The organism is Pseudomonas sp. S12(2018), assembly GCF_024355235.1.
In the GTDB taxonomy this organism is placed as follows: Bacteria; Pseudomonadota; Gammaproteobacteria; order Pseudomonadales; family Pseudomonadaceae; genus Aquipseudomonas; species Aquipseudomonas palmensis.
This window is the reverse complement of record NZ_QLAD01000002.1, coordinates 518,299-540,478: the sequence shown is the minus strand read 5'-3', so window position 1 is coordinate 540,478 and position 22,180 is coordinate 518,299. Positions and strand designations below refer to the sequence as shown.

22 protein-coding genes are annotated in these 22,180 nt (G+C 67.4%); 13 read left to right on the top strand and 9 right to left on the bottom strand.

What is annotated here, in order from left to right:
- Window positions 1–21 precede the first annotated feature (21 nt).
- On the top strand, window positions 22–567 hold the full coding sequence (locus DN388_RS06395) for a sterol desaturase family protein (RefSeq protein WP_254997754.1): 546 nt from the start codon (window positions 22–24) through the stop codon (window positions 565–567).
- Here DN388_RS06395 and DN388_RS06390 read toward each other — a convergent pair.
- Entirely contained in the window at window positions 479–1,402 is a 924-nt protein-coding gene (locus tag DN388_RS06390; protein WP_054916306.1) for a DMT family transporter, read from the bottom strand. The genes DN388_RS06395 and DN388_RS06390 overlap by 89 nt on opposite strands.
- 82 nt (window positions 1,403–1,484) lie before the next feature.
- Here DN388_RS06390 and DN388_RS06385 point away from each other — a divergent pair, with 82 nt between their 5' ends.
- The 5 genes from DN388_RS06385 (at window position 1,485) to DN388_RS06365 (ending at window position 7,001) form a co-directional block, all read left to right on the top strand.
- Window positions 1,485–2,294, top strand: coding sequence for an AraC family transcriptional regulator (locus tag DN388_RS06385; RefSeq protein ID WP_058541391.1), 810 nt, complete (start codon window positions 1,485–1,487; stop codon window positions 2,292–2,294).
- A 70-nt stretch (window positions 2,295–2,364) separates the two neighbouring features.
- Window positions 2,365–2,952 carry a hypothetical protein gene (locus tag DN388_RS06380; RefSeq protein WP_196932716.1) on the top strand — a complete coding sequence of 196 codons (588 nt, stop codon included), beginning with the start codon at window positions 2,365–2,367 and terminating at the stop codon, window positions 2,950–2,952.
- Window positions 2,953–3,019: 67 nt separating this feature from the next.
- On the top strand, window positions 3,020–3,538 hold the full coding sequence (locus DN388_RS06375; RefSeq protein ID WP_043864428.1) for a sigma-70 family RNA polymerase sigma factor: 519 nt from the start codon (window positions 3,020–3,022) through the stop codon (window positions 3,536–3,538).
- Complete coding sequence (locus tag DN388_RS06370; RefSeq protein WP_058541394.1) at window positions 3,535–4,509, top strand: FecR domain-containing protein; 975 nt, start codon at window positions 3,535–3,537, stop codon at window positions 4,507–4,509. The genes DN388_RS06375 and DN388_RS06370 overlap by 4 nt, the downstream gene beginning before the upstream one ends.
- An 89-nt stretch (window positions 4,510–4,598) precedes the next feature.
- A complete protein-coding gene (locus DN388_RS06365) occupies window positions 4,599–7,001 on the top strand; it encodes a TonB-dependent receptor (protein ID WP_254997746.1) in 2,403 nt (800 codons plus the stop codon).
- On the opposite strand, the gene DN388_RS06360 is transcribed toward DN388_RS06365, so the two are convergent.
- The 3 genes from DN388_RS06360 to DN388_RS06350 all read right to left on the bottom strand — a co-directional run bounded on the left by DN388_RS06360 (window position 6,979) and on the right by DN388_RS06350 (window position 8,975).
- On the bottom strand, window positions 6,979–7,503 hold the full coding sequence (locus DN388_RS06360) for a hypothetical protein (RefSeq protein WP_043864430.1): 525 nt from the start codon (window positions 7,501–7,503) through the stop codon (window positions 6,979–6,981). The genes DN388_RS06365 and DN388_RS06360 overlap by 23 nt on opposite strands.
- A gap of 123 nt (window positions 7,504–7,626) precedes the next feature.
- Entirely contained in the window at window positions 7,627–8,154 is a 528-nt protein-coding gene (locus tag DN388_RS06355; protein WP_054916311.1) for a UPF0149 family protein, read from the bottom strand.
- A gap of 101 nt (window positions 8,155–8,255) precedes the next feature.
- The gene (locus tag DN388_RS06350) at window positions 8,256–8,975 is read right to left on the bottom strand and encodes an SDR family oxidoreductase (protein WP_043864432.1); all 720 of its coding nucleotides are present in this window, start codon (window positions 8,973–8,975) and stop codon (window positions 8,256–8,258) included.
- 217 nt (window positions 8,976–9,192) lie between these two features.
- Between DN388_RS06350 and DN388_RS25400 the strand changes: the two genes are divergently transcribed.
- The 7 genes from DN388_RS25400 to DN388_RS06315 all read left to right on the top strand — a co-directional run bounded on the left by DN388_RS25400 (window position 9,193) and on the right by DN388_RS06315 (window position 16,676).
- The gene (locus DN388_RS25400; RefSeq protein ID WP_052504326.1) at window positions 9,193–9,882 is read left to right on the top strand and encodes a CPBP family intramembrane glutamic endopeptidase; all 690 of its coding nucleotides are present in this window, start codon (window positions 9,193–9,195) and stop codon (window positions 9,880–9,882) included.
- A 62-nt stretch (window positions 9,883–9,944) separates the two neighbouring features.
- Window positions 9,945–11,156 (top strand): YeeE/YedE family protein, encoded by a 1,212-nt coding sequence (locus DN388_RS06340; RefSeq protein ID WP_254997740.1) that lies wholly within the window; start codon window positions 9,945–9,947, stop codon window positions 11,154–11,156.
- Window positions 11,157–11,418: 262 nt separating this feature from the next.
- Complete coding sequence (locus DN388_RS06335; protein WP_254997738.1) at window positions 11,419–12,642, top strand: SfnB family sulfur acquisition oxidoreductase; 1,224 nt, start codon at window positions 11,419–11,421, stop codon at window positions 12,640–12,642.
- Window positions 12,643–12,651: 9 nt separating this feature from the next.
- The gene (locus DN388_RS06330) at window positions 12,652–14,025 is read left to right on the top strand and encodes an LLM class flavin-dependent oxidoreductase (RefSeq protein WP_058541399.1); all 1,374 of its coding nucleotides are present in this window, start codon (window positions 12,652–12,654) and stop codon (window positions 14,023–14,025) included.
- Window positions 14,022–14,687, top strand: a complete 666-nt coding sequence (locus DN388_RS06325; protein ID WP_254997735.1) for a methionine ABC transporter permease — start codon at window positions 14,022–14,024, stop codon at window positions 14,685–14,687. Before DN388_RS06330 ends, DN388_RS06325 begins: the two co-directional genes overlap by 4 nt.
- Before the next feature lie 92 nt (window positions 14,688–14,779).
- Window positions 14,780–15,550: a MetQ/NlpA family ABC transporter substrate-binding protein gene (locus DN388_RS06320; protein WP_043864437.1), complete on the top strand. Its 771-nt coding sequence runs from the start codon at window positions 14,780–14,782 to the stop codon at window positions 15,548–15,550.
- A gap of 73 nt (window positions 15,551–15,623) precedes the next feature.
- On the top strand, window positions 15,624–16,676 hold the full coding sequence (locus DN388_RS06315; RefSeq protein WP_058541401.1) for a methionine ABC transporter ATP-binding protein: 1,053 nt from the start codon (window positions 15,624–15,626) through the stop codon (window positions 16,674–16,676).
- A gap of 38 nt (window positions 16,677–16,714) precedes the next feature.
- Here the strand turns inward: DN388_RS06315 and ssuD (DN388_RS06310) are convergent, their stop codons facing one another.
- From ssuD (DN388_RS06310) to msuE, 5 genes are all read right to left on the bottom strand, one after another.
- Complete coding sequence (gene ssuD, locus DN388_RS06310; protein ID WP_254997733.1) at window positions 16,715–17,854, bottom strand: FMNH2-dependent alkanesulfonate monooxygenase; 1,140 nt, start codon at window positions 17,852–17,854, stop codon at window positions 16,715–16,717.
- A 99-nt stretch (window positions 17,855–17,953) separates the two neighbouring features.
- Complete coding sequence (locus DN388_RS06305) at window positions 17,954–19,054, bottom strand: sigma-54-dependent Fis family transcriptional regulator (RefSeq protein ID WP_254997731.1); 1,101 nt, start codon at window positions 19,052–19,054, stop codon at window positions 17,954–17,956.
- Between the two features lie 9 nt (window positions 19,055–19,063).
- Complete coding sequence (locus tag DN388_RS06300; protein ID WP_043864441.1) at window positions 19,064–20,254, bottom strand: acyl-CoA dehydrogenase family protein; 1,191 nt, start codon at window positions 20,252–20,254, stop codon at window positions 19,064–19,066.
- A complete protein-coding gene (gene ssuD, locus DN388_RS06295; protein ID WP_043864442.1) occupies window positions 20,251–21,396 on the bottom strand; it encodes an FMNH2-dependent alkanesulfonate monooxygenase in 1,146 nt (381 codons plus the stop codon). The genes DN388_RS06300 and ssuD (DN388_RS06295) overlap by 4 nt, the downstream gene beginning before the upstream one ends.
- A complete protein-coding gene (msuE, locus tag DN388_RS06290) occupies window positions 21,393–21,971 on the bottom strand; it encodes an FMN reductase (RefSeq protein WP_043864443.1) in 579 nt (192 codons plus the stop codon). Before msuE ends, ssuD (DN388_RS06295) begins: the two co-directional genes overlap by 4 nt.
- Between the last annotated feature and the right edge of the window lie 209 nt (window positions 21,972–22,180).

The following is a 22,180-nucleotide window of genomic DNA, read 5'->3' as shown; positions in this document are numbered from 1 at the left end:
TTTCCCAACCCCGTACCGACCATGATTGCCCACTTCGCGATTTTTCTCTGCACCCTGGTCGCCATGGAAGGTGTCGGTTATCTGGCGCACAGGTACGTGATGCACGGCTGGGGCTGGTTTCTGCATCGCTCGCACCACGAACCGCACCTGGGCACGCTTGAAACCAACGATATCTACCTGCTGATCCTGGCCCTGGCCGCGATCACCCTGATCGTGCTGGGCAATGCCGGCCACGACCCGTTGCAGTGGATGGGCGCCGGGGTGGCGGGGTTCGGGTTGATCTACGTGTTGGTGCACGACGGCATCGTGCACCGCCACTGGCCCGCGCGCCCCAGGCCGCGCCACCCCTATCTGCGTCGGCTGTACCACGCACACCTGATGCACCACGCGGTGAAGGGACGCAGGCACAGCGTGTCGTTCGGCTTCCTCTACGCACCGCCCCTGCATGTGCTCAGGCAGCAGCTGCGCGAGCGCCGTGTCAGGCCGGCTCGCTCAGCGCCGGGGCCTTGCTCGGCGGCTTTATCGAGCCAATGTACACCGCCAGCACCGTCACCAGCGCCCCGGTGATCTGCATGGCCGAACTGGCCTTGTCCAGAAACGCCACGTCGATGAAGTAGGTGATCACCGGCTCCAGCAGCAGGATCAGCCCTGCCAGCCCGAGGCTGATGGCACCAATCGAGCGGTTGACCAGCAACCAGCCGACGAACTGCACCAGCACGCCATAGATCACCAGCATGTAGAAGGTCTGCTGGTCGGCGATGGCCAGGCTCTCGCCCCGCAACAGCGCGTACCCCAGCATCACCCCGGCCGCCCACAGGCTCAGGTGCAGCATCTGCGCGATCTTGTCGCCGCCGCCCTGGGGCAGTTGAGTGGTGACTTTCAGGTAGTACACGCACACGGCATAGGCCAGCCCCGACAGCACGCCATAGACCACGCCCTGGATACCCAGCGCGCTGCCCATCTCCGGCAGCAGCAACAGGTACAGGCCGACGAAGGCCAGGCTGATGGAGGCGACGAAATACAGCGACGGTTTCTCTTTGAGCAGGCACAGCCCGAGCAAGGTCATGAAGAACACCTGGCAGTTGGTCAGGATCGAGCCGATGCCCGGCCCGACGATGTAGATGCTGTGGTGCCACAGGATCAGGTCGATGGCCAGGAACACGCCGGCCAGGGCGGTGTAGCGTCGAGCCCTGGGGTGGGCCAGGCGAGCAGGTTGCCTTCTCACCCGCAGCAGCAGGTAGAACAGCACCGAGGCGATCAGCATCCGGTAGAAACCCGCGCCCCCGGCGCCGATATGGGCGAAGGCCACCGCCAGCGCCGACAGGCTGAGCATCAGCCCGCCCAGTGTCAGTTCGACGATGGCCCGGTTGCTGGAGAGGGTGACCCCGTTGGATGACTGCATGGTTTTCTCTGGTCTGTTGCGAAGAAGTCGGGCAAATTTATCCACCCGCCCTGCGCGCGTATTGCACAAAACTGGACAGGCCATGGAGCAACAGGACTTCTCGCGCTTCTGGCGCGTCCCCGAAGGAGGCTGTGAATTGCTGGCGGCGCGCTACAGCGCACGGGCCTTCGGCCGCCATTCCCATGAGCGCTACGCGGTGGGGGTGATCGGTGCGGGCGTGGAGAAGCTCTTCTACCGTGGCACCCAGCACCTGGGCACCGCCGGCAGCATCGTCACCCTGACCCCGGGCGAGATGCACGACGGCGTGCCGGGCAGCGCCGAGGGTTGGAGCTACCGCATGCTCTACCTCGACCCACAGTGGCTCAACCGTGCGGTATTCGAGGGGCGTTTCGGCGACGGGCATATCCACCTGTTCCAGCAGGCGCTGACCCACGACATGGGCTTTGCCCAGGCCTTCCTGCACCAGCATCAGGTGATCGAGCAGTCGTGTTCGAGCCTTGAGCGCGAGAGCGTGCTGCTGCACCTGGTCAGCCAGCTGTTCGAGCGGTGCGGCGGGCCGCAGCCCCGGGCGGTGGCCGACGAACGCGAAGTGGTGCGACGGGTGCGGCAGATGCTCGACGAGCAGTACGCGCAGAACATCGCGCTGAACGACCTGGCGCAGTGGGTGGGGCTCGATCCGCTGTACCTGATACGGGTGTTCAAGAAGAGCGTGGGCGTATCGCCGCACAGCTATCAGATCCAGACGCGGGTGGCGCGGGTGCAGCAGTTGCTGCGCAGTGGCGTGGGCATCGCCGAGGCGTCGCTGCGTTGCGGGTTCTTCGACCAGAGCCACATGACCCGGGCCTTCAAGAAAGTGGTCGGCATCACCCCGGGCTGCTTCCAGCGCGGCTGACTCGTGCAGGAGCCGGCGTTCAGGAGCCGGCCTTGCCGGCGAGACGCCTGGCCCCGACAATGTGTTCCCGATGGATGCTCCACCAAGGAAGGACTTCACCGTGCACCGTATCGCCACGCTGTTGTGCTTGCTGCTCACCCTGGGCGGCTGTACCGAATACAAATGGGGCCATGACTGGAAGCCCGACCGCCTGGGCGGCTGGCAGGACCACACCGACCCCAAGCTGCGCTACGGCGCGTCGCTGGGCGCCACCTGCAACGCCAGCCCGTTGTGGCTCAAGGTGGTGAATCACGGTCAGTCGACCTACCAGTCGCTGTTGTTCATTCCGTTGTTCCCTGACCGCACAGGCGGCGATTACCCCCTGTGGATAACCGTCAACCATCCGGCCCTCAAGGCGTGCAGCTCATCGGCACCGAGCCCGCTGCGGGTGAAGATGGGCGATCAGGTGGTACAGGGCCTGCGCTTTCCCGAGCGGGCGCAGGAGGACGGCACCTGCGTGATCGAATTCGATGACGATCGCTACGCGGCCGATGAGATGTCGATCGAGATCGACCCGGCGGTGCTGCCTTGCACGATCGCCCCCGTGACCCTGAAAAAGGACCGCTACTTCTGCATTCGCAACATGCGCTGGGGCGGCTCGCCCAGTTGCCGCGAGTAGGGCACGGCTTGCAAATCCCAGGGCGAGGGATAAGAATGCGAACAATTACCATTAGTGTGCCCCTCGCATGTCCAACCCGCGCCCGTCCGCCCAGCACCCGTTGCACCTGCTGTACGCCGAACACCATCACTGGTTGCGCGGCTGGCTGGCCCGTCGGCTCAATTCCCACGCCGATGCCGCGGACCTCACCCACGACACCTTCCTGCGTACCCTGACTTCGCCGCACCTGGGCCAGCTGGACGAGCCGCGGGCGTTCCTGTGCATGGTCGCCAAGCGGGTGCTGTACACCTTCTGGCGTCGCGGCGAGCTGGAGCGCGCCTACCTTGAAGCGCTGGCCAACCTGCCCGAGCCGGTGGCGCCGTGCGAGGAAACCCTGGCGGTGCTGCGCGAGGCGCTGGAGGCGGTGGATGCCTTGCTGGCCGGGTTGCCGGCCAAGGTGCGCCATGCCTTTCTGCTCAACCGCCTGGAGGGCCTGACCCACCAGCAGATCGCCGACCAGATGCAGGTGTCGTTGAGCAGCGTCGAGCGCTGGGTGCGGCGCGCCGTGACCCATTGCTACCTGGCGCAACTGGGCGCGGGCACGTGAGCGGCCGCAGCCTGGCAGCGCTGACCCCGGCGGTGCGCGAAGCCATCGAATGGAGCGTGCGCCTGGGCTCGGGGGCGGCGACGGCAGCCGACCGCGACGCTTTCGAGCAGTGGCAGGCGCTGGACGCAAGCCATCGCCAGGCCTGGCAGGCGGTTACCCAGGCCACCCACACACCCTTGAACCCCTTGCTGGAAGTGCCCGGCAGCGCCAGTGCGGCCACCCGCGCCCTGCGCAGCAGCGGGTTGTCGCTGCAGCGGCGCCGGTTGCTGCGCGGCGGCAGCGCCTTGCTGCTGATGCTGGGCCTGCCGGCGTTGTTGACGGTGCAACGGCGCATGCCGCTGGACGCCGTGTTCAGCGACCACTACAGCGGCACCGGCGAGCGCAGGCGCATTCAACTGGCCGACGGCAGCGTGCTGTTGCTCAATGCGCGCACCACCGTGGAGGTGGCGTTCAGTGCCGAAGCCCGGGTGATCCATCTGCGCCACGGCGAGCTGAACATCCAGGTGGCCCGCGACCCGCACCGCCCCCTCGAGGTGGTCACTGCGCAAGGCCGAGTGCGGGCCCTGGGCACGCGCTTCAGTGTCGCCACGCTGGATCAGCGCAGTGCTGTCAGCGTGCAGCAGCACAGCGTGCAGGTGCGTAACCGCGCCGGGCAGAGCATCGTGGTGGACAGCGGGCAGACCCTGCGCTTTGCCGACGATGCACTCTCACCCTTGGGCAATGAGCAAGGCCGCCTGGACGCCTGGATGGAAGGTCGCCTGGAGGTGGACGACGCGTCGCTGGGCAGCGTGATCGATGCCTTGCGCCCTTACCGCTACGGCGTGCTGCGGGTTTCCCCGGCGGCAGCGCAACTGCGCGTGTTCGGGGTGTTCCCGCTGGACGACAGCGACCGCGCCCTGCAATCGCTGGCGCAGGTGCTGCCGATCAGTGTCGAGGCGTTCGGGCCGATCACCCTGATCGACCTGCGCTGAAAAAACATTCCGCCAGGGTGAAGGCTTTTTTCGGCTCGCTGGACATAGCAGGAAACGCCCATTCACTTCCTGCGAGGAAAGCCCTTCACATGCGTCCCCAACTCCTGAGCCCCGCGCGCCTGGCACTGGCTGTCGCGGTTGCCGTTTCTGCCTGCTCCCTCGACCTGAACCGCGCCTGGGCGGACCCAGCCATGCAGCGCTATGCGTTGCCGGCGCAACCGCTGGACCAGGCCCTGCGCCAGATCGCCCGGCAAAGCGCCAGCACCCTGGTGGTGGACCCGGCGCTGCTGCGCGGGCGCCAGAGCGCGGCGGTGAACGGGCAACTGAGCGCCGAGGCAGCGGTGCGCCAGGCAGTGGCGGGCAGCGGCCTGCAACTGCGCGTGACCGACAACGGCACCCTGACCCTGGAGAAGGCCCACAGCAGTGATGCGCTGCAACTGGGTGCCACCAGCATCACCGGCAGTGCGCTGGGCGAGGTCACGGAAAACACTGGCTCCTACACCACCGCCAGCATGGCCACGGCCACCAAGTTCAAGGCCTCGGCCCGGGAAACCCCGCAGTCGGTGACCGTGGTCACCCGCCAGCGCATGGACGACCAGAACATGCAGACCCTGGACGACATCGCCAGCTACACGCCGGGGCTGACCCTGCGCAAGACCGGCGGTGAGCGCCCGCAGTTCTACTCGCGCGGTGCGGCCATCGACAACATCATGGTCGACGGCCTGCCCATCGCCTACGACAGCGACACCCTGGGCACCGCGACCCTGGCGATGTTCGACCGGGTGGAGGTGGTACGCGGGGCTTCCGGCCTGATGGTGGGCTCGGGCAACCCGTCGGGTACCCTCAACCTGGTGCGCAAGCGCCCCACGCTGGCGCCGCAGATCACCCTCACGGCGGCAGCCGGCAGCTGGGACAACTACCGTACCGAAATCGACGCCAGCAGCAGCCTCAATGATGCCGGTACCGTACGCGGGCGAGTGGTGGGCAGCTACCAGGACAAGAACAGCTTTACCGATGCCTACAGCAACCAGCGCCAGTTGCTGTACGGGATCACCGAATTCGACCTGTCGGACGCCACCACGCTGACCCTGGGCGGCTACTACAACCGCGAGGACAACCCCGGCGCGGACTGGAACGGCAGCCCGACCCATGCCGATGGCAGCTTCCTCGACATTTCCCGCTCGTCGCGCTTCAGCCCCGACTGGACCTACTGGGACAAGACCAACAAGAGCTTGTTCGCCGAGGTGGAACATCGCCTGGACAACGACTGGCGCCTGCGCCTGAGCGCCAGCTGGCTGAAGGCCAACCTCGAGATGCTGGGCAGCAGCTACTACCGGCTCGACCCGACCGCCGACGAGCTGCAACTGAATGTGGGGCGCTACTCCTACGAACATACGCAGAAGAGTATCGATGGTTATGCCAGCGGGCCGTTCAGCCTGTTCGGGCGTACCCATGAACTGGTGGTGGGGGCGAGCTACCGCCGCGACGATACCGACGACGGCCCTGGCGGCGGCCCGGATGCGAGCTTCAACTATGTCGTGGACCCCAACAACTTCCACTACAAGGACGTGCCCCGGCCGGCCATCGACTACAACTGGTCGCGCAAGGGCAAGGTGGATCAGTCCAGTGCCTACACCGCCGTGCGTTTCAACCTGCGCGATGACCTGAAGCTGATCCTCGGCTCGCGCCTGGACTGGTATGAGTACCAGCAGCACACCGAGGTCGGGGCCTACGCCTTCGGCGCCGACTACAAGGCCACCCGCGAGGTCACCCCGTATGCGGGGCTGATCTATGACCTGAACGACACCTACTCGGTCTACACCAGCTGGACGCGCATCTTCAAGCCGCAGGAGTACCAGAACAGCAGCGGTGGCCTGCTGGCGCCGGTAACCGGCACCAACTACGAGGCCGGGCTCAAGGCCGAGTACTTCGGTGGTGCGTTGAACGCCAGTTTCGCGCTGTTCCAGCTCGACCAGGAGAACCTGGCCAAGTCGTTGCCGGCAGGTGATTGCCCGACCATGGATGCCTGCTACGAGGCGGCCGGCGAAATTCGTACCCGCGGCCTGGAACTGGAGCTGGGCGGCGAACTGGCGCCGGGTTGGCAGGCGTCGGCCGGCTATACCTATGCGGCGGCCGAGTATGTGAAGGCCACCGGCTCGGCGCAGAAGGGTGACCGCTTCGACAGTGATTCGCCGTACAACCTGTTCAAGCTGGCGACCAGCTACCAGTTGCCGGGCGACCTCGATCAATGGAGCGTGGGCGGGGCCTTTCGCACCCAGAGCCGCACCTATACCAGCTACAGCGTGAAGCAGGGCGGGTACAGCGTGGTCGACCTGATGACCCAGTACCGCGTGACGCCGGCGGTGACGTTGCAGACCAACCTCAACAACGTGGCGGACAAGCGTTACTACCAGAGCATCAGCAACCCGGCCGGGGCCAACATCTTCGGCGAGCCGCGCAATGTGATGTTCACCGTGAAGTGGTCGTTGTGAAGTCGCTGAAGGCGCGGAACAGGCGGGTGCCCACGTAGCTGCGCAGGTGCGGGTGGCGGCTGCGGTGGTAGCAATCCCAGTAGCTGACCATGCGTGCGCGGGTCAGGCTGAAGTAGGCGGGGTTGTCGTTGAAGAAGCGGCCGTAGGCGCTGGCGTCCAGGGTCGGCAGGTTGGCCTCGCACAGCGCCAGCAGCTCGATCACGTATTCGCCGGTGAGCTGGAACACGAACGGGATGACCCACGCTTCTGGTGCCCGAATGATCTGCTGCAGGTAACGCTCGCGCACGTGGCCGTCGGGGTGGCGGGTGAGCAGGCAGGCGTGGATCAGTGACCGGGCTGTATCGGCAGCCGGCAGGTGAAGGCGGTAGGGCAGGGTCAGGGGTTCGCCGTCGAGGGTGACGGCGATGCCCTGGTCACCGTTGGGCAGGTCGAGTTGCCGGGCCAGGTCCTGGACTTCGCGGGCCAGGTGGTGGGGGAAGGCGGCGGTGAGGGTGGTGGGCATGCACTGCTCCGGATTGTTGGGGTATGTGCTGGCGTCATCGCGGGTCAAGCCCGCTCCCACAAGGAACTGCGCCGAACCTGTGGGAGCGGGCTCCACCCGCGATGGGCGGCGCCGCCGCCCGCTTCAGCGCTGCGTCGCCCAATACCCCTGCAACGCCCGCGCCGCGGGCTCGATGGCGGCCACGCGCTGGCGATGCAGCGCCACATCCAGGTCGGCGGGCAGTTCGAAGTTGTCCTGTGCGGCACAGGTCTCGATCACATCCAGTGCCACCTGCTGCGCCGCCGGCAAGGCCGGCCAGTTGGCCAGGCCTGCACCGCGCAGGTAGCCAAAGCACCACTCTTCGGCCAGCGTCAGCGGCTGGCCGTTGTGCTCGGTCTCTTCGAAGCGCGGCGAGAAACGCTGGGCCAGGTTGTTCGCGTGCAGGGTCACCAGCTCGACGAAGCGCTGGCAGTCTGCAGCGCTTTCCCATTCCGGCTGGCGACCACCGAAGATCCCCGGGAACCAGTCGTCGATAGCCACAGGCGCCGGGCCGGACACCAGCGCGGTGAGGTAGCCGTCCAGTTCCGAGGCGTTGAGCACCGAATGGTCATCGCCATACTGCAGCAGGATGTCTTCGATGAACTCGAAGTCGGTGTCGTTGAGCGTCTGCATGAAAAAGGTCCTTCACATAACGGTGGGCGCAGCCAGGCTGCGCGTCAAAGGCGGGAAGGATGGCGCTTTCGCCGGTTTTTATCCAGCGTGCTGATCAGCGCTCAGAAGCGCTCGTCGAGCAGGGCCGGCAAGGTCAGCTCCTTGACGTAGCTGGCCGACGACAGGCTCAGTGCCATGCGCACCACCTGCACCACGTCGTGCACGGGGATCAGCTGGCCTTCGCCGCGTTGCTCGGCCACGTCGCGGGGCGTGCTGAGCGGGTCTTCGGTGTTGAGGTAACCCAGGTTCAGGCAGGTCACGGCCAGGCGTTGCTCGCGGTAGCCTTCGCGCAGCGCATCGGCGATGCCACGCAGGGCGAACTTGGAGGCGCCGAAGGCCACCTCGGGGCGCCCGCTCTGGGGCAGGCCGGAGGTGGAACCGGTGAGGATGATGCGCGGGGTGGCGCTGCGCAGCAGGGTGGGCAGCAGGCGCTTGATCAGCAGCAGGGTGGCGGTGATGTTGCAACTGACGATGGCCTGTACCTGCGCGTCGCTGTCGCCGAGAAAGTCGTAGGCCGGGTCGAAGGCCAGCTCTTCCCAGATGCCGAGGTTGTAGATCAGCGTGTCGAGGCCGTGCTCTGCCACAGCCTGGGCGATGGCGTGCGCGGCGCTGGCCGGCTCGGCCAGGTTGGCTTCGACCCAGTTCAACTGCACGCCGGCCTTGGCGGCGATGCCGTCGGGGCGCGTGCGCGACACGCCGACCAGCGTGTCGCCCGCCTCGCCGAGGCCTTCGATCAGGGCCTTGCCCAGCCCTTTGCTGGCACCGACTACCAGGGTTTTCATGGGGTGATTTCCTTGTCTGCACGGGGAGAGAGCGCGGATGCAAACAGAGGGCGAGGGGAATGGCAAATGGCCGGATGTATCCAGATGTGAATCTACTTGAGCGCTTAGCCTGTAGCAGCCGGCTGCCGGCGATGGGCTGCGCAGCAGCCGCGAAACTCGCCATAATGCGCCCCCCGCCAAGGAGAACGCTGTGAACAACCCCGTACAAGGAAGTCCCGTGACCACCCCTTACATCGCCAGCACCGCCGGCAAGCGCATCGGCCTCGCGCTGCTGGGTCTGCTGCTGTACTTCACCGCGCAGTTCGCCGGCGCCTTTCTGTTCGGCAGTGGCCTGGACTTCACCCTGGCTTTGTTCGGCGCCCACCTGGTGGCGTGTGCAGCCATCGGCGGGCTGTACCTGTTGCTGCGGCGCAACCCGCTGGCCGGGCATGCCTTCAGGGGGGCCAACTTCAGCTACAAGGCCCTCTGGCTCGGCCTGACCAGCGTGGTGGTGGTCTACCTGCTGGCCTACAACTACGCCGCCCTGGTCGACCAGCCCGCCGAGCCGTTCATGCTGCAGTTCATGACCCTGCTCGGTGCCGGTTCGCTGGCCGATCGTGTGCTGCTGACCAGCATGGTCATCGTGCTCGCCCCCCTGGGCGAAGAGCTGGCATTCCGGCATTTTCTGCTCAACCTGTTCCCGTTCCGCAAGCCGCTGTGGGCGGTGGTGGCGATCGTGGTCAGCGCCCTGGCGTTTGCCGCCATCCACCTGCAGTACACCTTCAGGTCGACCGTGGTGCTGTTGTTCATCCTCGCCCTGATGCTGGCCTATGCGCGGATCAGGACCGGCGGCCTGCTGGTGCCCATGGCGATGCATGCCTGCGCCTCGACCCTGGCGCTTGCGATGTACCCGCTGTTCTATCCGTGAGCCCGCACGGTGGCTGGTGACGGTATACTCGCGGCCTGTTCCGTCTATATCCGAGTATCGTCATGGGTCTTTCTCTCTGTGCGGCGCCTGAGCGCCGTCTCGGCGCGCCACTGGTTGCGCTGTCATTGCTGGTGGTCGGCGCCGTCTTCCTGAATGCCAGCGTGGGCATCAAACAGGTGCTGCTGCTGATCGTTGGCGCCGCCCTGGGCCTCACGCTGTACCACGCCGCGTTCGGCTTCACGTCCGCCTGGCGGGTGTTCATCAACGAGCGCCGTGGCGCCGGCCTGCGCGCGCAGATGGTGATGCTGGCCATCGCCGTGCTGCTGTTCTTTCCGGCCCTGGGCGCCGGCACGCTGTTCGGCCAGCCGGTGACCGGGCTGGTGGCGCCGGCCGGGGTGTCGGTGGTGTTCGGTGCGTTCATCTTCGGCATCGGCATGCAGATGGGCGGCGGCTGTGCCTCGGGCACCCTGTTCACCGTGGGCGGTGGCAACGCGCGCATGCTGGTGACGCTGCTGTTCTTCATCATGGGTTCGGTAACCGCAACCCACCACGCCGACTGGTGGTTCGCGCTGCCGTCGTTCCCGGCCACCTCCGTGGTGCAGACCTTTGGCGTGGCCCCCGCGCTGGTGCTTAACCTGGTGGTGTTCGGGCTGATCGCCTGGGGCACGGTGGTGCTGGAGAAGCGTCGCCACGGCGTCCTCGAGGCCCCGGCAGGCAGCCAGCATGAGGGCCTGAGTCGCTTCCTGCGTGGCCCGTGGCCGCTGGTGTGGGGCGCGATCGGCCTGGCGCTGCTGAACTACGCGACCCTGGCACTGGCGGGCCGGCCCTGGGGCATCACCTCGGCGTTCGCCCTGTGGGGCGCCAAGACCCTGAGCGGGCTGGGCGTGGACGTGGGAAGCTGGGCGTTCTGGCAGATGCCGGGCAACGCCAAGGCCCTGGCTGCACCGCTGTGGGAGGACGTGACCACGGTGATGGACATCGGCATCGTGCTGGGTGCGTTGCTGGCAGCAGGCCTGGCCGGGCGCTTCGCGCCGAGCCTGAGGATTCCGATGCGCTCGCTGCTGGCCGCGGTGATCGGCGGCCTGCTGCTGGGCTACGGCTCGCGGCTGGCGTATGGCTGCAACATCGGCGCGTACTTCAGCGGCATCGCCTCGGGCAGCGTGCATGGCTGGCTGTGGCTGGTGGCGGCGTATGCCGGCAACGTGGTGGGGGTGCGGATTCGCCCGCTGTTCTTCGTGGCTGAACGCAAGAGCGTGGCAGCCAGCGGCGGCTGAGGCTGGCGGTACTGCATGGGAACCGGCTCGCAGCAGCCGGTTTTTTCATGCCCGCCCGTTACTGCGAATAGGCGCGCGGTGTACGGGGAGCAACTGACCGCTGTCGTACTGTTGCACTGCGAACAGTTGGCCAACACTTTGTTGCCGTGCATCCAGCCATGCCACTTTATGTTGTGCGTAACTCATTGATTTATAGGTGAAATTCAAGTGGCATGGGTTGTGCTATCTCACGGGTGACTCTGTGTACTCATCGAGATAGACCATGACTGCCACCCCTGTATCTGCCCACTACGACATCCGCCAGCCGGATGCCCACGTCATCCGTGACGATGCCGAAGCCATCGCCATTGCCCATCGGGTTGCCGCGCTGCTGCGCGAAGGCGCGTCCGAGCGCGACCGCAGCCGCCAGGTCCCGGCCGACGTGGTGGATGCGTTCTCCAACAGCGGCCTGTGGGGCATCACCGTACCGAAACAGTACGGCGGGGCGCAGGTGTCCTTCGCCACCCTGGCCGAAGTGATCGCGATCATCTCCGCCGCCGACCCTTCGCTGGGGCAGATACCGCAGAACCACTACTGCCTGCTCGAAGACATCCGCCTGCAGGGCAGCGAAGAGCAGAAGCGCTTCTTCTTCGACCTGGTGCTGACCGGGCACCGCTTTGCCAATGCGCTGTCGGAAACCGGCGGCAAGAACGTCAAGGAGATCCAGACCCGCATCGTGCCCCATGCCGATGGCTACCGCATCGACGGGCGCAAGGGCTACTGCACCGGCTCGTTGTACGCGCACTGGCTGGGGGTGCTGGCGCTGGACGCGCAGGACCGCTCGCAACTGGCCTTCGTGCGCCGCGATACCCCGGGCCTGGTGATCGTCGATGACTGGGACAACATCGGCCAGCGCACCACCTCCAGCGGCACGGTGCTGGCGCAGCAACTGATCGTGCCGGCCTTCAACCTGTTTCCCACCTACCGCTCGTACGAAACCCCGACCCTGGCCGGCCCCTTCGCGCAACTGACCACCGCCGCCATCGACGCCGGCATCGGCCGTGCGGCGCTGGACGACGCCATCACCTTCATCCGCGAGCAGGCCCGCCCGTGGATCGATGCGGGCGTGGAGCAGGCCAGCCAGGACCCGCTGACCATCGTGCAGATCGGCGCGCTGGAGATTCGCCAGGAAGCCGCCGAGGCCCTGCTGGAGCGCGCCGGCAAGGTGCTCGACCGGGCCAGCCTGGCCCCCGACGAGGACTCGGTGGCCCAGGCCTCGGTGGCCGTGGCCAAGGCCAAGGTGCTGACCACCGAAGCGGCGATCGAGGCCAGCAACCGCCTGTTCGAGCTGGGCGGCACGCGCTCCACCCAGGTGCGCCACAACCTCGACCGGCACTGGCGCAACGCCCGCGTGCACACCCTGCACGACCCGGTGCGCTGGAAGTACCACCTGGTGGGCAACTGGGCCTTGAACGGGGCCAAGCCACAGCGTCACGACTGGAACTAGGCCGCCACCATGCCCAAGCAGATACGCCTCAATGCCTTTGCCATGAACACCGTCGGCCACCTGTCGCCGGGCTTGTGGCGCCATCCGCGTGACCAGGCCACGCGCTACACCGACATCCACTACTGGACCGAGCTGGCCAGGACCCTGGAGCGCGGCAAGATCGACGGGCTGTTCATCGCCGATGTGCTGGGCGCCTACGACGTGTACGGCGGCAACGCCGACGAGGCGCTGCGTACGGCTGCGCAGGTGCCGGTCAACGACCCGCTGCAGCTGGTGCCGGCCATGGCCGCCGTCACCGAGCACCTGGGGTTTGGCGTGACCGCCTCGGTGTCGTTCGAGCACCCGTACCCGTTTGCCCGGCGCATGTCCACGCTCGACCACCTGACCCGTGGCCGCGCCGGCTGGAATATCGTCACCTCGTACCTGTCCAGCGGGGCGCGCAACCTTGGCCAGCGCGAGCAGCTGTCGCATGACCAGCGCTACGCCCTGGCCGAGGAGTACCTGCAGGTCTGCTACAAGCTGTGGGAGGCCAGTTGGGAAGACGACGCCGTGCGCGCCGACCGCGCCAGTGGGGTGTATGCCGACCCGGCCAAGGTGCACGGCATCGGCCACCAGGGCGAGTTCTTCCAGGTGCCGGGCTTTCACCTGTGCGAGCCTTCGCCCCAGCGCACCCCGGTGCTGTACCAGGCCGGTGCCTCGACGCGCGGCAGGGCGTTTGCGGCGGCCAACGCCGAGTGCGTGTTCGTTGCTGCGCCGAGCAAGACGGTGCTCAAGAACCAGGTGGCGCAGGTGCGCGCTGCGGCGGTGGCGGCCGGCCGCGCACCGGGCGATATCCTGGTGCTGGAGCAGCTTACGGTGATTGTCGCCCCCACCGATGAACAGGCCCTGGCGCGCCTGCGCGAGTACCGCGAGTACGCCAGCGCCAGCGGTGCGCTGACGCTGATGTCGGGCTGGACCGGCATCGACTTCGCCCAGTACCAGAGCGACCAGGTGCTGCGCGAAGTGCAGAGCGATGCGATCCAGTCGGCGGTGGAAGCCTTCACCCGTGCCGACCCCAGCCGCACCTGGACCACCGCCGAAATTGCCGACTATTGCGCCATCGGTGGCGACGGCCCGGTGCTGGTGGGCTCGGCGCAGACGGTGGCCGACCAGTTGCAGGAATGGGTGCAAGAGACCGACGTGGATGGCTTCAACCTGGCCAGCGTGGTGGCCCCGGAAACCTTCGAGGCGGTGGTCGACCTGCTGGTGCCCGAGTTGCAGGCCCGTGGCCTGTTCAAGCGCGATTACGCCCAGGGCACGCTGCGCAACAAGCTGTTCGACGCAGGTGACCGGCTGGGCGCACCGCACCCGGCAGCCGCGCTGCGCAGGGGCGCTGGGCAATGAGCGAGCTGCTGGCCCATGTCAACTGGCCCGAGGTGGGCCAGGCCTGCCTCGACACCTTGAGCATGCTCGGCGTAGCGCTGGGTTTCACGGTGCTGATGGGGCTGCCGCTGGGGGTGCTGCTGTACCTCACCGGCCAGCGCCAGTTGCTGGCCTCGCCGCTGGTGTACCGCGTGCTGTCGGTGGTGGTGAACGTGCTGCGTTCGATGCCGTTCATCATCCTGCTGATTGTGCTGATCCCGTTCACCCAGGTGGTGGCCGGTACTTCGCTGGGCGTGCCCGGCGCCATACCGCCGCTGGTGATCGGCTGTACGCCGTTCTTTGCGCGGCTGGTGGAAATCGCCCTGCGCGAGGTCGACCGCGGCCTGGTGGAGGCCACCCAGTCGATGGGTGGCAGCACCTGGCAGATCGTGTGGCACACCGTGCTGCCCGAGGCGCGCACCGGCCTGATCGCGGCGGTGACGGTGACCGCCATCGTGCTGGTGGACTACACGGCGATGGCCGGTGTGGTCGGTGGCGGCGGCCTGGGCGACCTGGCGATCCGCTTCGGCTACCAGCGCTTTCAGACCGACGTGATGGTGGTGACCGTGCTGCTGCTGATCGTGCTGGTACAGGTGCTGCAGGTGAGTGGCGACCGCCTGGTGCGGCGCTTCACCCGGCGTTGAATTGTGTTTCCCGTCAGCGGCAGCCGGGTTTCGCTGCCGCCGGCCCACGTATCCCACGGCGGCCAATGTTCTACCTGTTCAGGAGCAAGCCCATGAAGAAGACCCTGGCCGTACTGGCCGCCGTGCTGTCGCTGTCGGCGCACGCCAACGAGAAACTGGTGGTGGGCGCCACCCCGGTGCCGCATGCCGAGATCCTCGAGTTCGTCAAACCGGCGCTGGCGGCCGAAGGCGTGGACCTGGACATCAAGGTGTTCAGCGATTTCATCCAGCCCAACCTGCAACTGGCCGAGAAGAACCTGGACGCCAACTACTACCAGTACCGGCCGTTCCTCGACGAATTCAACGCCACCCGCAAGACCGACCTGGTGCCGGTGGTGGGCGTGCACATCGAGCCTTTCGGTGCGTACTCCACCCGCATCAGGAGCATCGCCGAGCTCAAGGACGGTGCCAGCGTCGCCATCCCCAACGACCCGGTCAACGCCGGGCGTGCCCTGGTGCTGCTGCACGAAGCCGGGCTGCTCACCCTCAAGGACCCGAGCAACACCCTGGCGACCCAGCGCGACATCGCGGCCAACCCAAGGCACCTGAAGATTCGCGAACTCGAAGGCGCGCTGCTGGCCCGTGCGGTGAACCAGGTGGACCTGGCGTTCGTCTTCGCCAACTACGCGCTGGAGGCGGGCATCGATACCAGCAGCGCGCTGATCGTGGAGAAGGGCAAGGACCTGTACGTGGAGTACCTGGTCGCACGCCCCGACAACATCGATGACCCGCGCATCCAGAAGCTGGCCAAGGCGCTGAACTCGCCACAGGTGCGCGACTTCATCCTGACCCGCTACAAGGGCCAGATAGTGCCCGGCTTCTGAGCCCCGGTGGCCCGCGCTGGCGACAGCGCGGGCCTTGGTCGAATCGCATCCTTCGCAGGGCAGGCCTTGATCCATGGTCAGTTTCAATCAACAGCCGCTGGCAGGCGCCGTGCATATCCGCCTGGTGGGGCTCGGCAAGCAGTACCCGGGGCGCGAGCGCACTGTGCATGCGCTGCGCGACATCAACCTGGAGATACGCCGGGGCGAGGTGTTCGGCATCATCGGGCGCAGCGGCGCGGGCAAGTCGTCGCTGCTGCGTTCGCTCAACCGCCTGGAGCAACCCAGCAACGGCCAGGTGCTGATCGACGGCGAGGACATCGCCGGCTACGACACCGCGCAACTGGCCCGCCAGCGCCAGCGCACCGGCATGATCTTCCAGCACTTCAACCTGATGTCGGTGAAAACCGTCGGCGAGAACATCGGCCTGCCGCTCAAGCTGGCCGGCATTGGCCGCGCCGAGCGCGAGCGGCGGGTGAGCGAGATGCTGCAACTGGTGGGCCTGGAGGACAAGCGCGATGCCTTCCCCGCACAGCTGTCCGGTGGCCAGAAGCAGCGCGTCGGCATCGCCCGGGCGCTGGTGCTGCAGCCCGACCTGCTGCTGTGCGACGAGGCGACCTCGGCGCTGGACCCGCAAAGCACCCAGTCGATTCTGGCGCTGCTACGCGATATCAACCGGCGCCTGAACCTGACCATCGTGCTGATTACCCACGAGATGGAAGTGATCCGCGAGCTGTGCGACCGCGTGGTGGTGCTGGAGGCGGGCGAGGTGGTGGAGCAGGGCGAGGTGTGGCGGGTGTTCGGCTGCCCGTGCCACGAGGTGACCCGCACCCTGCTGCGCACCCTGCACCCTGGCGGCGCCCATGACCTGGCCCCAGCCAGCGCCGGCGACTGGCTGCTCGACCTGCATTACACCGGGGCCCGTGGCCAGGCGCCGGAGCTGAGCGCGATCAGCGCGGCACTGGGGTACCCGACCCACCTGGTGCAGGCCAATATCGAGCGTATCCAGGGGCGTATCCTTGGCCGTCTGCGCGTGCGCGTGGAGGCCCCTGAACAGGTGTGTGCGCAGGTGCTGCAGCAGGCCCGTACAGTGGCCGACAGCGTCGAGCGGGTGGCCGCACGGGCCTGAGCCGACCGGCCTGCACCGGGTAGCCCGGGCCCTGCGCGTTACTGGCTGGCGGCGGGCCTGGCCTGGCCGGCACGCACGTCGAAGGCGCCCCCGGTGAAGCCGCCATCCACCGTCACCTTGCTTTTGCCGGGCAGCAGCGGGAACACCAGTTCGGCGAAGCGGTAGGCTTCCTCCAGGTGCGGGTAGCCCGACAGCACGAAGCGGTCCACGCCCAGGGCGACGTACTCCTGCAGCCGTGCCGCCACCGTGGCTGGGTCGCCGACCAGTGCGGTGCCGGCGCCGCCACGCACCAGGCCGACCCCGGCCCACAGGTTGGGCGAGACTTCCAGCCGGTCGCGGCGCCCGCCGTGCAGCGCGGCCATGCGCCGCTGGCCTTCGGAATCCATGCTGGCGTAGTTGGCCTGTGCGGCGGCGATGGTGGCCTCGTCCAGGTGGCTGATCAATTCCTCGGCCGCCGCCCAGGCCTGTTCACTGGTTTCACGCACGATCACATGCAGGCGCACGCCAAACTGCACCGTGCGCCCGTGGCGGGCGGCACGGGCGCGCACGTCGGCGATCTTTTCGGCCACCGCGGCGGGTGGCTCGCCCCAGGTCAGGTAGGCGTCCACATGCCTGGCCGCCAGCTCGTGCGCGGCGGCTGACGAGCCACCGAAGTACAGCGGCGGGTAGGGCGTCTGCACCGGCGCGAAGAAGTTCTGCGCGCCCTCCACCCGCAGGTGCTCGCCGTGAAAGTCGACCTGTTCGCCACTGAGCAGCTGGCGCCACACGGTGAGGAACTCGTCGGCGGCGTCGTAGCGCTGGTCGTGCGCGAGAAACACGCCATCGGCGGCCAGCTCGGTGGCATCGCCGCCGGGCACCACGTTGAGCAGCAGGCGTCCGCCGCTGGCCTGGTCGAGGGTGGCGGCCTGGCGCGCCGACGCGGTGGGGTTGCCCAGCGAGGTGCGCAGGGCCACCAGCAGCTTGAGGCGGTGGGTCACCGGCACCAGGCTGGCGGCGGTGACCCAGGGGTCGAGGCAGCTGCTGCCGGTGGGGATGAGAATGCCGTCATAGCCGAGGTTCTCGGCGGCCATGGCAATCTGGCGCATGTAGGCGTTGGTGGCCGGGCGCCCGCTGGCGGAGTGGCCGAGGTAGCGGGTGTCGCCGGAGGTGGGCAGAAACCAGAAGATATCGAGGCTCATGGAGGGGTGCTCGTTGCAGGAAGAATGGGCCACCGCCCCGGCCGGGACGGCGTGCAACGCAAGGTGGGTGAAGTCGCTGCTTGCTTGGGCAAGTCTGGGTCAGATCGACAGGTTGATGACGCGTGTGGCGTTCGGCTCCGGTGGCGGCTGGCGCTTGTTCACCACCAGTTCGCCGATGCGGATCAGCAGGGCACGGGTGACGTTGCGGCTCAGGCCGAGCAGGCGCGCGGTGTGCACCTGGTTGTAGTGGCAGAAGCGGTAGGCACTGCGCAGCAGCGCCTCCTCGACCTTTTCATGCAGCGCGCCGTGCTCTTCTTCGAACAGCTTCTGAAACGCGCGCTGCAACAGGGCGTTGGCGGATGTGTCCGGGGCGGGTGTGCCCTCGGGCCGCTCGATGCGCAGGTTGGACAGGCGCAGGTCGTCCTGCTGGATCACGCCGTCATGGCAGATCAGCAGGGTGTGGTGGATGACGTTTTCCAGCTCGCGGATGTTGCCCGGCCAGTCGTAGCTGGCCAGCTTGTGCTCGGCCTCGCTGCTCAACTGCACATCGCCATAGCCCAGGCGGGCGCTGTAGCTGGCCATGAAGTGGCGGGTCAGCGGCAGGATATCGCCGGGGCGCTCGCGCAGCGGGTACAGCTGCAGGCTGACCACGTTGAGGCGGTAGAACAGGTCTTCGCGAAAGTGCCCGGCGTTGATCGCCTTTTCCAGCTGCACGTTGGTGGCGGCCAGCACGCGCACGTTGATCGGGATGCTCTTGCGCGACCCCAGGCGCACCACTTCGCGCTCCTGCAGCACACGCAGCAGCTTGACCTGGATGGCCATCGGCAGGTCGCCGATCTCGTCGAGAAACAGCGTGCCGCCGTTGGCTTCCTCGAACCAGCCGGCCTTGGACGCCAGGGCGCCGGTGAAGGCGCCCTTTTCGTGGCCGAACAGTTCGGCCTCGACTAGCGACTCGGAGAACGCCCCGCAGTTGACCGCCACGAACGGCCCGTGGTGGCGCCGGCTGAGGTTGTGGATATGTCGCGCCACCAGCTCCTTACCCGTACCGGTTTCGCCAATGATCAGCACGCTGGCCTCACTCGGCGCGACCTGCTGCAGGTGGGCGAGCAGCGCCTGCGACCTCGGGTCTTCGAACACCTGTGCGGTGGCCCTGATCGAGGTGGCCAGGGTTGGCGATGGCGGGAGCGTCAACAGGTGCATGGGCAGCCCTCAGGAGTAGAAGGACGGGGCGGGCACCGTCCGGTTCAGGGCCCAGTCACCCAGCTCGTGGACCTTGTAGTCCACCGGGTCGTGCAGGGTCTGGGTGCGCAGGTTGCGCCAGTAGCGGTCGAAGCGCAGCGAGGCATGCGTGGCGCGCGCGCCGGTCACTTCGAACAGGCGGTTGCACAGGTCCAGGCCGGTGCGGGTGGCCGCCACCTTGGCCGCCGCGATGGACAGCGCCAGCTGCCCGCGCTCGTCGCTGCTCAGCGTGGGGCCCTTGTGCCAGGCTTCGTCGAGCTGGTTGCAGGCGCGTTCGGCCAGCAGCCGAACGCCTTCCAGGCCCACCCAGAAGTCGCCGTAGTGGCGCAGGATGTACGGGTCTTCGCTGACGTGCCGGGCGTTGGACTTGAACCACGGTCGCCCTTCCTTGAGCGTGTACTGGCGTGCCTCTTCCAGCGCACCTTCGGCGATGCCGAGGAAGATGTGCGCAAAGTGCAGTTGCGCGATCAGCGGGCGCAGGCAGGCGAACGGAGTGCTCAGCGGGCCGGGGTCGAGCAGCAGTTCGGATTCCTCGACGCGCACGCGCTCGAAGGTGGCGCTGCCGCTGTCGGTCTGGCGCTGGCCCATGTTGTTCCAGTCGCCATGCAGGGTGATGCCGGTACGTGCCGTGGGGATGGCGGCGATCAGCAACTTGCCGCCGGCGCTTTCATCCACCGCCGAGGCGATCAGCATTTCCGAGTCGCTGGCGCCGGAGCAGAAGCTCTTCTTGCCCGAGAATTCGCGCCAGCCGTCGTACTTCTTGACCACGGTGCGGGTGTCGAGCGGGTTCAGGGCATTGCCCCAGAACCAGTTCTTGCGGGCGGTCTGCTCGAACCAGGGCTGCCACTGGTCGGGGCTGGAGAACAGGCGCACGGTGGCCAGCATCAGGTGCTGGAAGCCGAACACGTGGGCGATGGAGCTGTCGACCCGGGCGAACTCGCGCACGATGTTCAGGGTTTCGCCCCAGCTGGCGCCCATGCCGCCGAACTGCGTGGGAATGCTCAGGGCCAAGAGGCCGCTGTGGCGAATGGCGTCACGCTCGGCCTTGGGTGTGCCGCCGCGCTCGTCGCGTTCGGCGGCGGTCAGTGCGAACTCGGCGGCCAGCGCGCGCGCGGTCTGCAGCGGGCTGAGCAGGGTGGGTTCCGGTTGCTTGGCACTCATGCGGTCTGCGCCTTGGGCAGCACATCGTTGGCGATCATTTCGCCGAACGGCCCGGTCAGGTTGGTGACGCCGCGCCCGGCCAGGCTGGCGTAGGGTTCTGGCAGCAGCGGGAAGACCAACTCGGCGAAGCGGTAGGCTTCCTCCAGGTGCGGGTAGCCGGAGAAGATGAAGCTTTCGATGCCCAGGTCGGCGTATTCCTTGATGCGCGCGGCCACCTGTTGTGGGTCGCCCACCAGCGCGGTGCCGGCGCCGCCTCGTACCAGGCCCACACCGGCCCACAGGTTGGGGGCGATCTCCAGCTGGTCGCGGCGACCGCCGTGCAGGGCAGCCATGCGCCGTTGGCCTTCGGAGTCGAAGCGCGCGAAGGACTGTTGCGCCGCGGCGATGGTGTCGTCGCTGATGTGCGCGATCAGGCGGTCGGCGGCCTGCCAGGCCTCTTCGGCGGTTTCGCGCACGATCACGTGCAGGCGGATGCCGAACTTCACCGTGCGCCCGTGCCTGGCGGCGCGGGCGCGCACATCGGCGATCTTCTCGGCGACGGCGGCGGGCGGTTCGCCCCAGGTGAGGTACACGTCCAGCTGTTCGGCGGCCAGGTCATGGGCGGCGTCGGACGAGCCACCGAAGTACAGCGGCGGGTAGGGCTTTTGTACCGGTGGGTAGAGCGCCTTGGCGTTCTCGACCTTGAAGTGCTTGCCCTCGAAATCCACCGACTCGCCTTGCAGTACGCGGCGCCAGATACGCAGGAACTCGTCGGTGACCTCGTAGCGTTCGCTATGGCTGAGGTGGATGCCGTCGCCGCGGTTCTCGTCGGGGTCGCCGCCGGTGACCACGTTGATCAGCAGGCGCCCGCCGGAGAGGCGGTCCAGGGTGGCGGTCATGCGCGCCGACACGGTGGGCGAGATGATGCCGGGGCGTATCGCCACCAGGTAGCGCAGGCGTTCGGTCAGCGGCGCCAGGGCCGAGGCGACCACCCAGGAGTCCTCGCACGAGCGGCCGGTGGGGATCAGCACGCCGTGGTAGCCCAGGCCATCGGCGGCCTGGGCGATCTGCTTGAGGTAGTTGAGGGTGACCGGGCGCGCGCCGTCGCTGGTGCCGAGGAAATGACCGTCGCCGTGGGTGGGCAGGAACCAGAACACGTTCATCGTTCGGCCCCGCTGGCGAGCTTGCGCTGGCTGTGGGCGTGGGCGGCGAAGAACGGTGCGGCACGCTCGGCGGCCAGGCTGACACGGGCTTGCAGCACCGGGCTGCTGACCTGGTAGTTCTGCAGGTCGCCTTCGCTGCCATACACGCCGATGGGCAGGGTCAGCGCCTGGAAGAAGCTGAACAGCGGGCGCAGCTGGTGGTCGATCACCAGCGCATGCAGCGGGCTGCCACCGGTGGCGGCCAGCAGCACCGGGGTGTCGATCAGGCTGTCCTGGCCCACCAGGTCGAACAGGTGCTTGAGCAGGCCGGGGTACGAGCCGCGGTAAACCGGCGAGGCGACGATCAGCAGGTCGGCATGCTCGATGGCCTGCAGCTGCTGTTCGACCGTGGCCGGCAGTTCGGCGCGCGACAGGGCGCCGCCTACCGGGCGGGCGATCTCGCTCAGCTCGATGAGCTGGGCGTCGATGTGCAGGTGCTTGCCCAGCTCGGCGACGATCGCCTCGGTCAGTGCCAGGGTGCGTGAGGGGCGATAGGCGCCGCCGGAAACGGCGACGACCTTGAGTGCTGCGGTCATGTGTGCGTCCTGTGGTGTGGCCCTGCGCTCAGAGCGTTACCCAGGCTTGAGCAAGAGCCGTACCACAGTCGCAGGCCCCGTTTTTGCTGGGCCTGGCGCGGTAGTGAGGTGGCAATGGTGTTGGTGCGGGAGGTTTTTGTTGGCTGGCTGTTGCTGGGGCAACAGTTGCTGGGCAGACAGTTGGCTATCTGTGTAGGCCTGGCGCGCTA